The following is a 13,573-nucleotide window of genomic DNA, read 5'->3' as shown; positions in this document are numbered from 1 at the left end:
TCGCTACGTTTCTAAGCGGGCGCTCTGCGCTTTTCTTATTATGTGGTTTGATCGTATTGGTTTACTTCGTATAAATCAATTAGGTCGATCTCTGGATGTTTATCAATGAACCATCTTAATGCGAAATCGTTTTTAAACAAGACGAGGAATTCATCTTCACGGTCTTTCACTAACAGATTGCGTTCATCAAATAATGTTGGATCAACTTGTTCTTTTTTTAGCCAACGTGGAATGCGATCACCTATTGATTCAAGCATCACTTCTACGTTGTACTCGTTTTTCATCCGATGCTGGAACACTTCATATTGCAGCTGTCCTACAGCGCCGATGATCATCGAATCGGTTGGATAACCGCGGAACAATTGGATCGCACCCTCCTGTACGAGTTGCTCGATCCCTTTTCTAAACTGCTTCGCCTTCATCACATTCTTCGCTGTTACGCGCTGGAACATTTCAGGTGGGAATTGTGGCAGTTCATCATATTGAAATGACTTCTTCCCCTCGATCAATGTGTCACCAATTCGGTATGATCCTGGATCATAGACACCGATAATGTCACCGGCATAGGCTTCTTCTACCGTATCACGTGAGGAAGCGACAAATTGTTGTGTCTGCCCCAGACGAATACTTTTCCCTGTACGAGCAAGTGTTGCATTCATCCCGCGCTCGAACCGACCTGAGCAGACTCGTAAAAAGGCAATCCGGTCACGGTGCTGAGGATTCATGTTTGCCTGAATTTTGAAAATGAACCCGGAAAAATCAGGATAATCAGGACTGATGACTTCTTCTTCGGTACGACGGGGTCCTGGTGCAGGAGCCATATCGATAAATGTATCGAAAAAGGTCTGGACTCCGAATGGAGCGAGCGCACTACCGAAAAATACCGGTGTTTGCTCGCCAGCTAATACACGATCTAACGAAAATTGATCACCTGCTTCATCCAGTAATTCCAATTCTTCCACCGTATCCTGATAGGTCGGATGATTAAAGATATCTTCTTCTTTTTCCATCTCAGTCATAGGTATATAGGATTCTTCTTCATTGCCATTAAAACGGATAAATTGATCATGGTAACGATCTAATATACCTAAGAAACGTTTCCCCATGCCGACCGGCCAATTCATAGGATAGGTTTCAATATTCAGGACATCCTCGATTTGGTCTAATAACTCTAACGGTTCGCGTCCTTCCCGGTCTAATTTATTAATAAACGTGAAGATCGGTATCCCACGCATTTTACAAACTTTAAACAGCTTAATCGTTTGGGCTTCGATCCCTTTGGTTGCATCAATAATCATGACTACACTGTCAACAGCTGTTAAGGTTCGATAGGTATCTTCACTAAAATCTTCGTGACCAGGTGTGTCGAGAATATTGACTTTATGCCCTTTATAATCAAAGTTCATCACACTGGAAGTGACTGAAATCCCACGTTGCTTCTCAATTTCCATCCAGTCCGATGTCGCAAATTTTCCAGACTTCTTCCCTTTGACAGTACCTGCTGAGCGAATTAAATTACCAAACAACAGTAACTTTTCTGTCATCGTTGTTTTCCCTGCATCAGGGTGTGAAATAATCGCAAATGTTTTTCTTTTTTGCACTTCTTCTTGTAATTCCATATTGTTACCTACTTTCTGCTTAACGTACCTTTTAACCTCTCCTATTTTACCACTTATCAAACAGAGATAAAATAAAAATATCATCTGGATGGCATCAAAAACAGAATCTGATATAATATAATGATGGATTCTTTAAATAAGGATGGGATCAATTTGCAACAAATTCAAATGACTGAACAATCGATCCGCCAGCTTACTGGTGAACGTTTCTATAAACGAGGTTATCAATATTATCAAACAGGAAAAGTATACGGGCTTTCCTATAATCCGGAATCCAACTCTTGGCGCGGGCTTGTAAAAGGAACGAAAATTTATACCGTTCGCATCTATTTTTCGGACGACATGAAGGTAGATACGACTTGCAACTGTCCAGCCTTTGAAGCACATGGTACATGTAAACATGTTGCGGCAGTGCTGTTAGCCATTACACAGGATGCTCAATCTAATCGCAGAAAATTCGCAGTGGATCGTGGTGCACAACAAGCACCTACACAGGATACTGATCTGTTCGCTAAACAATTATTACATACATTTCGTGATAAAAAAGAACAGACGGAAACACCGCTAGTAGTGGAGACGGAATACCTTTTGTCCTTAACAAAGGCAAATAAAAACTCTCAGTATGCCCTGAGTATCGAAGTGAAAATCGGAGATAAAAGACCATATGTAATTCGGGATATTCGCGGATTTTTAAAAGCATTGAGTAGTGGTGACTCCTATAAAGTTAATCAAAGTTTTACTTTTGAACCATCGATTCATTACTTTACATCAAAAGATCAAAAAATGATTGAAATGCTTTTGACTTGTTATGAACAAGAGCGCCTATTCGGAAATAGCTATGTTTTAAAGCTGGAGCAACCTAGAAGTATTTATATTCCTCCAAGCTTAATTGACCAATTGTTAGATCAACTAACGGAAATGGACTATGTATTTCGGCATAAAAACAGTAAGGAATATCCAGCAATAGCAGTAAGTGATATGAATGATCAGCTAGAGTTTCATCTTGATTATCAACAGTCCAATAATTATATATTAGAAATGACCGATCTATCTGAATATTACTTTTTAGATAGTTATCGATACGTAATCCATGAACATCACTTTTACAAAATAACGTATCAACAGAAAATGATTTTAGAAAAATTGTTCCGTGTGATCCCTTTTCAAAATAAGAAAAAACAAATGATTTCGCCAAATGAAATGGATGTCTTCGTCAAAAATGTCATGCCGCAATTTGAACAGGTTGGTACATTAAATATGACGGAAAGAATGGAAAAGCAGATTAACACGGCACCTTTACAGACGAAAATCTATGTCGACGAAATCGATGGAGCCTTAAAAGCTGAAGTGGAATATCACTATGGTGAGTCCGTATTTACCCCATACTCTGAACAAGGATCAGGAGAAACAATTGTAAAGCGCGAAACACACAAGGAGCAGGAAATAATGCAAATGCTTCGTGATGAAGCATTTATCGAAATGAACCAGGCGTTTTATTTGTTTAATGATGATGCAATTTATTCGTTCATCCATGAAGGTGTCTATCATATGGAAAACGTGGCATCTGTCTTCCTTTCAAGAAGTGTTAAACAAATGGTCGAAGGCATTGATCAAATTACCTTACAATCCAATGTCGATTATCGTCCGTCTGAAGGAATGCTAGATATCGAATTTGACCTGGAAGGTATTTCAGACGAAAATGTCGCAAATATCTTGCAAGCTTTAGTCGAAAAAAAGCGATATTATCGGATCCCGAATGGAGCACTTATCCGTCTAGAATCAGATGACTTTTCTTCCTTTCAAAAGCTGCAAAAGACGCTAGACTTGACTAAAAAGCAGATGGAAGATGGCAAAATATCGATTCCAGCTGCTCGGAGTTTTCAGGTCGAAGAAGCATTGAATAAGACAGATCACCGCTATAGTGAATCATTTCAGCAAATGCTGGAGCAGTTAAAGCATCCCGAGCAATTACAATTTGAGTTACCAGATCAATTAGAAGCGGATATCCGCGACTACCAAGTCACTGGATTTCAATGGATGAAAGCATTATCGCATTATCATTTAGGCGGTATTTTAGCAGACGATATGGGATTAGGAAAGACATTGCAGACGATCAGCTACATTCTGTCAGAAGCAAATGATAAAGCAGGACATTATCAAGCACTCGTCATTGCTCCTGCGTCCCTGTTATACAATTGGAAAAAAGAGGTTGAAAAATTCGCACCTACATTGACTGCTGGTGTCATTATCGGACCTAAACAGGATCGACGAAAATTGTTGCAAGAACATCAAAATACCAATATTCTCATTACATCCTATCCAACGCTTAGGAAAGACCAGGATTTGTATGAAAATCATTTGTTTGATTGCATCATTTTAGATGAAGCACAAGCAATTAAAAATCATTTAACCTTAACAGCAAAAGCGGTGCGATCATTACAAGCGAAACAATTTTTCGCACTGAGTGGTACACCTATCGAGAATGCTTTGGATGAATTATGGTCGATTTTTTATACGATATCACCCGGACTTTTCGGCAGCAAAAAAGCATTCAGTAACCTGGATACAGATTATATCGCCAAGATTACTAGGCCATTTATTCTACGACGAGTGAAAAAAGAAGTACTGGATGAACTACCAGACAAAATTGAGTCTGTTCAATATTCCGAACTAACGAAGGAACAAAAAGAAGTTTATATTGGATACTTGCAACGGATCCAAAATGAACTAGATGAAACCATTGAAGAAAAAGGATTTGACCGTGGCAAGCTGCAAATCTTAGCAGGTCTTACCCGACTACGACAAATTTGTTGCCATCCGAGCCTGTTTTTGGAAAATTATAGCGGACAGTCAGGTAAACTTGAGCAATTAATGGAGTTAACAACTGAATTGGAAGCTAATGGCAAGCGGACTTTGATTTTTTCACAGTTTTCCAGTATGTTGGAAATTATCCGTGATACATTGGAAGCTAATGGTCAGGAAGTATTTTATTTAGACGGTTCCACTCCTTCAGAACAACGAATGAAGATGGTCGAAGCGTTTAATGAAGGAGAAAAAGGATTTTTCCTCATTTCTCTCAAAGCTGGTGGAACAGGTCTTAACCTAACAGGAGCAGATACTGTCATTTTATATGATCTATGGTGGAATCCAGCAGTGGAGGAACAAGCTGCAGGTAGAGCACACCGAATCGGTCAAAAAAACGTAGTACAAGTGATTCGCTTTATTACCGAAGGAACAATTGAAGAAAAAATTTATCAACTGCAACAAAAGAAACGCGAACTTGTCGATCAAATTATTCAGCCAGGCGAAACGTTGCTATCAAAATTATCAGAAGAAGAGATTCGCGAACTATTGCAATTTAATGAAAAACAAGAGAGCTGATCATCAGCTCTCTTGTTTTTCTAATATGTTTTCTTGAACATAACTATCATTTTCTTTCACAAACAATATTCCTAGTTTGTGATGCTCGCCTTCATATAATGCTCGTTGCGCAAAGCGGATTTCCCCGTTTAAGTCTTTCACACTTAATTTACAAAAAGCTCGATTTTGATTTACTGCTTGATAAAAGCTTTCTTCATTTTCTACTGATATTTCGTTCACTTTCACAATTCTTTCCCCAGGAATTAAACCTAAATCGACAGCTGGTGTATCTGGCAATGTGCCAAGTACTAATAGTCCTTTTTTAGCTGGGCGGAAATATGGTGTATGTCGCTCTTCTGAGGAGCGGTAAACAAGCTGTATTAATTCTTTTCCTACGAATGCTACAACAAGCGCAACAACAGTTAAAAATGGCACGTAGTAACTGCCTGCTGCAATTAGTAAAATCAATATCGCAAGTAATGTAACCCTTTTGGATAGCCATTTGGTTGCATCACGTGGCAATCGTGACTTCACGATATATTCAAAACCGAAAACATATGGTAAAATCATCACTCCAAAAGACTCGCCAGAAATCTCTAATAACGGCCACTCCGCAAAAGGCTCTATCCACCCACCAGGTACTAAGGCCATAAATGGGATAATGGTCAGTTTTTTGATTCGATGCTGACCTAAATATTTACCGCGACTGCTTTTTACCAGTTCCGGAAATGTATCATCATGCTGTATTTTGGCTAAGATCCACGTTTCTGTTAGTAACAAGATACCGATAATAAAAGGTATATAAAATAAATCTGTTGCATCTAATAAGTTGAGCCAATTACTTGGAAGATAATCCTCTCCATAAATGTTGAGAAAATACATCATTGCGGACACAATTGCTAACGAGTATCCTGCTGATAGCCAACTGAACCGGTTACCGATTGCAACGATTAACATAACGAGGCCTAATAATAGAGCAAATGGTATGGAAATGACAAAACCAAACGCAATCGCTAAAATCGATAGGATCAATCCTACCATGATCGATATCGACCATGTATGTTTTGCCTCGTGAAAATAAGCATATACTTTCGTTCCAAAATTTTGACGATCCTTTTTAATGCGCCAATAACCGCTCAGCATTAGGAGCAGTACAAATAAATAGATAAACGGCTGCATAAAAACACGTGCGATAACCCCGCCAAATTCAATCAACCAATCCATCCCAAACAACCCCTCCCCAACAAACGTCATAAGAAACATTCGCCAATTCCTCATGTAGTGGCGAAATCTAGTTTTTTATCTATCTTGGTAAAAAATATGTATATTACTTCTATTATGATAAAAAAAATCAAATTTGGCTACCCATAACTTCATTTTAGTTAAAATGGATTTACATTATTTTATTACACTAAACACTAGTTTGAAGATTTATTGGACACTTTTGAGTATTTACTGGATACTTTTTATAATTTATTGGACACTTTATACGGTTTATTGGACACTTTTCTTGATTTACTGGACACTTTCGGCCATTTATTGGACACTTTTAAAAAGCTGTCATAGTGGATTCTATGACAGCTTAAGTGCTTGCTTATTCGGTTAGGGTGTCGATTGCTTTTTCTAATTGGTAATCATCTTCGTTGTTTCGGATTTTTTCGATGATCGTTGTTTGCAATACTTCTGCAGTCTTTTCGTCTACTTCACCAGTTACATTCAATTCTTGATCTTGCTGAAACGCCTCAACTGCCGCTTGAGTCTCTTTATTAAAATAGCCATCCGTTCTGCCGGGATCATATCCTAATCCTTCCAACATAATTTGCACATTTTCAATTTTGTCGTCACTCTCATTAAAGGTTAATGGTTCCTCAACTTGAACAGGATTGGTGTAATAATACTCTGGCATTTTTTGTTCAATCGTTGGTTCTACCCCGACTTCATGGACCGAATTACCTTCAGGTGTTAACCATCTCATTCGGGTAATTTTGATTGTACTACCGTCTCCCATTGAGACAGTTTGTTGAACCGTTCCTTTTCCAAAAGATGTTTCGCCAACAATATCATAATCTAGTGCTTCATTTAATGAAGCGGCTAAGATTTCAGAAGCAGAAGCACTACCTTCATTAATTAATGTGACAATTGGATATTCTTTAGCAGAGCTTATGTCAGAGAAATATCTTGTTTTCTTGCCTGAAGGATCCTCAATTTGAAGATAAGGGGTATCCTCAGGAACAAAATTACTTAAAATTTCTTGGACAGAAGGTAACAAACCACCAGGGTTACCTCTCACGTCAATGACTAATCCATCAATACCTTGTTCCTCTAAATCCGCTAATCCATTCTCAAAGTCACTTGCAGTATTTTCCGAGAATGAGGTTAATTCAATAATACCAATTAACTTTCCATTCTCTTCTCTTGTATCGACATAAACCGTTTCTAACGGTATCGCATCTCTAGTCAGTTCTACCTCTAACAAATCATCTACGCCAGGTCTCCTGATTTCCAATACGACCTGTGAACCTTTTTCACCACGTATTTTATTGACAGCTTCATAAAGGTCTAATCCTTCCACACTTTCCCCGTCAACAGAAAGAATTTGGTCATTAGGCTTTAAGCCTGCTTTTTCAGCAGGAGAATCCTTTATCGGTGCAACGATCGTCACATTTCCCTCTGTCATCGAAACCTCAGCACCAATCCCTTCAAAAGAAGACTCAATTTGTTCATTGAATTGCTCCATCGTTTCCTGATCCATATAAACACTATAAGGATCATCAAGAGATTGAAGCATACCTTGAATCGCGCCTTCAATTAATTGTTTATCTTCAACTTCCTCCACATAGTTTTCTTGAATAATGGAAAAAGCATCTACTACTTTAGACAGTTTTCCCATATTTTCTTCTATCGTTTCTTGTTGATCAGCTAGTTCTGTTAGCAAATCCCGATCTGAACTTGCTAAATTACCGCTTGGGCTAGTTCCATCTGCAAAGAAAGCCAAGCCTACATAAGTACCAACTGCTCCTAAAGCAATCGCTACAAACAAAATTAACACGAGATACCTTTTTCTAATATTCATTATTCCACCCCATAGCCTTAAATAAAGTGAGACTACCATCAGGATTTTAACACCTCAGATGGTTAGCAGAGTTAGCTTCTTGATCCCACACTCCACTTCTTAGTTCTTTCCATTTAGAATTGAGTTATTTGATCCTTTCTAAAAATATCTTTACTTCTATATTATGAAGGTTTAAAAAAGACATCACAAGTATTTTGTGATGTCTTTTATTTTTTACTATTGTAGTTTGTATGTAGATTTAACTATCAACATTAATTGATATAATTCATCGGATTAACAGGGTTTTTGTATCCACCAGGATGGATTTCAAAATGTAAGTGTCTTGCAGTAGAACTACCTGTAGATCCCATAATAGCGATTGATTGTCCTTGTTCCACAGACTGACCATTTGACACTTTTATACTACTCAAATGTGCGTATAAAGTTGTATAAATTTGACCATCGATTGAATGAGTAATCATTATTGTATTTCCATATCCACTCATCCAACCAGCATAAGATACAACACCACTAGCAGAAGCTTTGATATTTGTGGCACCTGCAGCTCTCCAGCCAAAATCTGTACCATTATGAGGTTTTACAACATTATCTATCGGATGTAGTCTGTTTGGATCAAAAGGTGAAGTCACCCTACCTGTTGTTGGCTTAATGAATTTTCCATTTCCACCACTACTAACACTAGCACCCGAATTATTACTGCTTGCTTCTTCTTTTGCTAGTTGTTCTAACCGTTGTTTTTCTTTTTCAGCTTGTTCTATTGCTTTTTGTACAGAGGCAGCATTAGCATCAATTAATTGTTGTTCTTCTTCAGCTGATAATTTTATTTCATTTAACTCTTCTTCTTCTACTTCTAGCTCTTCTATTAAATTTTCTTTTTCATTCATTTGTTGATTTAAGGTTCCTTTGATTGCATCTAATTCTTGTTTTTGAGCTACAAGTGTAGACTTAGTATCTTCTAATTCTTGTTTATTTTCTTCTAGAGATACCTTTTTTTCTTCTACTTCCACCTTATTTTCTTCCAGTTGTTCTTTATCTGACTGTTGTTCTTCCATGATTTTCTTATCAGAATCCATGATTTTCGTTACTGCTGTCGCTCGGTTAATAAAATCTCCAAAGCTTTGGGCACCTAGTATTACTTCTAAATAACTCGTGTTACCACCATTCTGTTGAATAGCACGTAATCTGTTTTTTAATAATTCTTCTCGATCAGCAATTTTTTCTTCAAGTTGTTTAATTTCTTCCTCTAATTCCTCTATCTCTTCTTCTGTTTTTGCTATTTCATCTTCCGTTTCTGTTATTTTATTATTTGTTGCTGTTATTTCGTCTGCTTTTGCTTGTAGTTTAGCTTGTGTGTCTGCTATCTCACTATTAATTTCATCCATTTCACTTTTTGTCTCTTGTTGTTCTTCTCGATTTTCATTAATTTTTTCTTCTGTTTCATTTACTTTACTTTCTACCTCATTAGCTTCTTGATTAATTTGTTCTTTTTTCTCTTCTAATTCATCTAGTTTTTTATCCAATTCATTCGCTGATTCTGCAAAAACAGAGGTTGAAGAGAAAATAGTACTGATGACAAGTACAGTTAGGATTAAATAACACCGTTTCATAGAATTTCCCCTCTCTAATCTGACAATTTCTCGTATTCTATTAAACTTTTAAGAATTTCCGAACACTCATGAGACTTCCCCATATACCAATAGAAGCACCAATACCAACGATAATCAGTGAAATTTGTAAGGCGAATGGGTAGAAGTCCAAAATCGTCATAAAGTCAAATTGCTGCAATACCGCCATATTCTGTGTTAAGAAATAGTAACCTATTAATATTACAGCTATCGGAATAACACTTCCCAATACCCCTAAAAACATACCTTCCACAAAAAATGGCCAGCGGATAAAGTTATTTGTTGCACCAACCAATTTCATAATGCCAATTTCTTTTTTACGAGCTAAAATCGTAATTTTGATTGTATTAGAAATTAAGAAAATGGCAGTGAATACTAGTGCTGCTATCAAAACTAGTCCTACGTTTCTAGCATATTCATTAAATTTAAATAGGGTATCGACGTATTCTTGTCCGTAATTCACGCGATAAATAGAATCAAACTCTTCAATTTCCGCTGCAATTCTCTCTGTTTCAAGCGGATCCTCCGCTTTCACTATGAAGACATCATTTAACGGATTATCTTGTTCATATAACCCCCATGCTTGTCCTTGTTCCCCCATGCTGTCAATTAAATTCTCCAGTTCTTCTTCTTTGGTCGAAAAATCTATACTTTCAATACCAGAAATGCTGCTAATATTTTTTTCTAATTGATCTACATCACTTTCTTCAGCAGTTACCTCGATTAATGCTTTAATTTGAACATCATCTTCCAACTCGTTCGCAATGTGATTTAAATTCAGCATTAATACAAGAAATACCCCGACTAGAATTAACGTGGTCGTTACAGCACCAATAGATGCGATTGTCATCCAACCATTGCGCCACGTGTTCCTAGCACCTTCTTTGAAATGTCGCTTTAACGTACTAAACTTCATATCCATACTCTCCTCGATGCTCGTCACGTACAATCATACCGTCTTCCATAGCAATGACACGTCTTTTTACTGTATTCACAATTTCTTTGCTGTGCGTTGCCATTAAAATCGTTGTACCACTTGCATTAATTTCTTCTAGTATTCGCATAATTTCCCATGATGTTTCTGGGTCTAAATTACCAGTAGGCTCGTCTGCAATTAATAAAGCAGGATGGTTTACCATCGCTCTTGCAATAGCGACACGCTGCTGTTCTCCACCTGATAACTCATCCGGAATAAAACGGGCCTTATTTTTTAACCCTACTTGATCTAGTACAGACATCACCCGTTTACGAATGTTCTTTGGTGATTCTTCAATTACCTCCAAAGCAAACGCAATATTCTCATAAACTGTTAATTTAGGTAATAAACGAAAATCTTGGTAGACAACACCTATATTTCTTCGGAAATAAGGTACTTCCTTCCACTTTAGTGTTGTTATATCTGTATTGTTCACAACAACGGAACCTTTTGTTGGTACCTCTTCTCGAAATAACATTTTGGTGAAGGTTGATTTCCCAGCACCACTTTGTCCGACTATGTAGACAAACTCTCCTTGCTCAATGGTTACATCCACTCCATTAAGAGCAACAACCCCATTAGGATAAGTCATATATACCTCTTGCATTTTTATCATAAAGTAATCACCTTTTTATCGTTTTATCTAACATTTCCTCGAATGATCCAATCAAATTTCGACGATCTATTCCACACTGTCTACATTATAACATCATTTTCGATATTTTTTACCTTAATTTTTATTACAATTTTATTTCAAGATGTTAAGAAACCATAACTTTCATACCTAAGTCTAGGTATATAAACCAATTAATGGAAATCATCGTTTGAAACCTTCTCCAAGCACTTCTGTGGCATTCATTGCAATAACAAAAGCATCAGGATCTATCGATTTGACAGCACGCGTCGTTTTACTGAATTCATTTTGCTGTACGACACACATTAATACTTTTCGATCCTCATCTGTGTAACCACCAGATCCTTTAAAAATAGTAACACCCCGATCAATATCATTCAACAAAATTCGACGAACTTCTTCAGGTTGATTCGTTATAACCATAACATTCTTAGAGGTATTTAGACCTACTTGCACAAAGTCAATCGTTCGACTCGTAATAAATAAACCGATTAGTGCATATAAACCTTCTTCAATCGAGAAAACAAAGGACGCTGTTAAAACGATTAAGCCATCAAACACCGCTAAACATATACCAAGGGGCAACGCAGTATATTTATGTAATATTTGTGCTGCTAAATCCATTCCACCTGTAGAAGCTTTTCCGCGAAAGACAATGCCAATCCCTATTCCGACGATCATCCCACCAAAAATAGCTGCCAGCAGTGGATCTGCCGTCGCTGGTTGCAGATTTCTCGTCAAAAATACATAAAATGGTAAAATTATCGTACCAACAAGGGATTTCGCACCGAAATTTTTTCCTAAAATAACAATGCCTGCGATAAATAACGGAATGTTCAATCCCCATTGCACAATCGATGGTTCCCAATTGAAAACGGCCTTTGTAATTGTACTAACCCCCGCTACACCACCTGACGCGATATTATTAGGTAATAGAAAAAGGTTAAACGCGATGGCGACAAAAAATGCACCGATTAATACAAAAGAATAATCTAAAATTTGCCGTAAGCCATTCGGCATTTGCTTTCTTCGATATCTTGCGATCATGTTTGCATCACTCCTCATTTGTTTATTACACAGTAAAACGAGCAAAAGGAGAGCCTCCCCTTTTGCTCGTAGTTTTTACACCATGCACCCAGAAACTAGGTGCGCTAAGATTGTCTTATTAATTCATTACAGATCGTAGATAAGCATCAATAAAGTTGTCTATTTCTCCATCCATTACCGCTTGTGTGTTTCCTGTTTCATAATCTGTACGGTGATCTTTTACCATGGAATATGGATGGAAGACATAAGAGCGTATTTGACTGCCCCAACCGATTTCTTTTTGTTCTCCACGAATTGCAGCCATTTCCTGTTGTTGTTTCTCAATTTCTAATTGATACAATTTCGCTTTTAACATTTTCATTGCTTGCTCTCTGTTTTTGATTTGCGACCTTTCTGACTGACACGTTACTACTGTGTTTGTTGGTAAGTGGGTAATACGGACAGCAGAGTCAGTTGTGTTAACGTGCTGGCCACCCGCACCACTCGAACGGTACGTATCTATTTTTAAATCCTCAGTATTAATATCGATATCAATATCATCATCCAATTCTGGAGTTACATCACAGGAGACAAACGATGTATGGCGACGTCCGGATGAATCAAACGGTGAAATTCGGACAAGACGGTGCACCCCTTTTTCTGCTTTCAAATAACCATAGGCATTATGACCTTTGATTAGCAGGGTAACACTTTTGACCCCTGCCTCTTCACCTGGTAGATAATCCAATGTTTCTACTTTAAATCCTTTAGATTCTGCCCACCTTGTATACAAACGTAAAAGCATGCTTGCCCAGTCCTGTGATTCCGTACCACCTGCACCTGGGTGTAATTCCAATATGGCATTATTCTTATCATATGGTTCACTTAAAAGGATAAATAATTCAAATCGATTAAGTGCATCGGTAAGAGATTGTACTTCATTTTCCAAATCCTCACGAAGGTCGTCATCATTTTCTTCTTTGACTAATTCATAAGAAACTTCTGCATTTTCCAATGATTCTTCGTTTTTATCAAAAGCTTGCACTAACTCTTTTAAACCATTTGCCTCATTGATTATTTTCTGGGCTGCTTGTTGATCATCCCAAAAACTCGGATCTGTCATCATCTCATCCAATTCTGCGATCCGGGCTCTCTTTGCCTCTAAGTCAAAGAGACCCCCTGAAGTCCGCTAATCGCTTAGCCATTTTGTCTAATTCTTGTTTAATTTCTACTAGTTCCATCTTTCTTCCACCTCATTTA

9 protein-coding genes are annotated in these 13,573 nt (G+C 37.5%); 1 reads left to right on the top strand and 8 read right to left on the bottom strand.

The features are described 5' to 3' along the window. Positions 1–38: 38 nt before the first annotated feature. Entirely contained in the window at positions 39–1,619 is a 1,581-nt protein-coding gene (locus tag GH715_RS12780; protein ID WP_153835682.1) for a peptide chain release factor 3, read from the bottom strand. Between the two features lie 120 nt (positions 1,620–1,739). Here GH715_RS12780 and GH715_RS12775 point away from each other — a divergent pair, with 120 nt between their 5' ends. Next, positions 1,740–5,000, top strand: a complete 3,261-nt coding sequence (locus GH715_RS12775; protein WP_240469390.1) for a DEAD/DEAH box helicase — start codon at positions 1,740–1,742, stop codon at positions 4,998–5,000. A 3-nt stretch (positions 5,001–5,003) separates the two neighbouring features. Here the strand turns inward: GH715_RS12775 and GH715_RS12770 are convergent, their stop codons facing one another. From GH715_RS12770 to prfB, 7 genes are all read right to left on the bottom strand, one after another. After that, positions 5,004–6,203 carry a PDZ domain-containing protein gene (locus tag GH715_RS12770; protein WP_153835680.1) on the bottom strand — a complete coding sequence of 400 codons (1,200 nt, stop codon included), beginning with the start codon at positions 6,201–6,203 and terminating at the stop codon, positions 5,004–5,006. Between the two features lie 370 nt (positions 6,204–6,573). Continuing rightward, positions 6,574–8,052, bottom strand: coding sequence for a S41 family peptidase (locus tag GH715_RS12765; protein WP_153835679.1), 1,479 nt, complete (start codon positions 8,050–8,052; stop codon positions 6,574–6,576). 251 nt (positions 8,053–8,303) lie between these two features. Continuing rightward, positions 8,304–9,659 carry a murein hydrolase activator EnvC family protein gene (locus GH715_RS12760; protein WP_153835678.1) on the bottom strand — a complete coding sequence of 452 codons (1,356 nt, stop codon included), beginning with the start codon at positions 9,657–9,659 and terminating at the stop codon, positions 8,304–8,306. A 40-nt stretch (positions 9,660–9,699) separates the two neighbouring features. Further along, positions 9,700–10,593 (bottom strand): permease-like cell division protein FtsX, encoded by an 894-nt coding sequence (gene ftsX / locus GH715_RS12755; RefSeq protein WP_153835677.1) that lies wholly within the window; start codon positions 10,591–10,593, stop codon positions 9,700–9,702. Then, positions 10,583–11,269 (bottom strand): cell division ATP-binding protein FtsE, encoded by a 687-nt coding sequence (ftsE, locus tag GH715_RS12750; RefSeq protein ID WP_153835676.1) that lies wholly within the window; start codon positions 11,267–11,269, stop codon positions 10,583–10,585. The genes ftsX and ftsE overlap by 11 nt, the downstream gene beginning before the upstream one ends. Before the next feature lie 201 nt (positions 11,270–11,470). Continuing rightward, positions 11,471–12,334: a YitT family protein gene (locus GH715_RS12745; RefSeq protein ID WP_153835675.1), complete on the bottom strand. Its 864-nt coding sequence runs from the start codon at positions 12,332–12,334 to the stop codon at positions 11,471–11,473. A 118-nt stretch (positions 12,335–12,452) separates the two neighbouring features. Next, positions 12,453–13,554 (bottom strand): peptide chain release factor 2 gene (prfB, locus tag GH715_RS12740; protein ID WP_153835674.1). Its coding sequence is split into 2 segments (ribosomal slippage): positions 12,453–13,481 and positions 13,483–13,554, totalling 1,101 coding nucleotides; the frame shifts between segments, so codons are not numbered across the junction. Between the last annotated feature and the right edge of the window lie 19 nt (positions 13,555–13,573).

Source organism: Gracilibacillus thailandensis, from assembly GCF_010994055.1.
Taxonomy (GTDB): Bacteria; Bacillota; Bacilli; order Bacillales; family Amphibacillaceae; genus Gracilibacillus; species Gracilibacillus lacisalsi.
This window is presented reverse-complemented; position numbering and strand designations above follow the sequence as displayed.

Bases quoted from the DNA above. Each gene is read 5' to 3' on its own strand.
- GH715_RS12760 (WP_153835678.1), bottom strand. From the start codon at position 9,659: ATGAAACGGTGTTATTTAATCCTAACTGTACTTGTCATCAGTACTATT.
- GH715_RS12780 (WP_153835682.1), bottom strand. From the start codon at position 1,619: ATGGAATTACAAGAAGAAGTGCAAAAAAGAAAAACATTTGCGATTATT.
- GH715_RS12745 (WP_153835675.1), bottom strand. From the start codon at position 12,334: ATGATCGCAAGATATCGAAGAAAGCAAATGCCGAATGGCTTACGGCAA.
- GH715_RS12775 (WP_240469390.1), top strand. From the start codon at position 1,740: ATGATGGATTCTTTAAATAAGGATGGGATCAATTTGCAACAAATTCAA.
- ftsX (WP_153835677.1), bottom strand. From the start codon at position 10,593: ATGAAGTTTAGTACGTTAAAGCGACATTTCAAAGAAGGTGCTAGGAAC.
- GH715_RS12765 (WP_153835679.1), bottom strand. From the start codon at position 8,052: ATGAATATTAGAAAAAGGTATCTCGTGTTAATTTTGTTTGTAGCGATT.
- GH715_RS12770 (WP_153835680.1), bottom strand. From the start codon at position 6,203: ATGGATTGGTTGATTGAATTTGGCGGGGTTATCGCACGTGTTTTTATG.
- ftsE (WP_153835676.1), bottom strand. From the start codon at position 11,269: ATGATAAAAATGCAAGAGGTATATATGACTTATCCTAATGGGGTTGTT.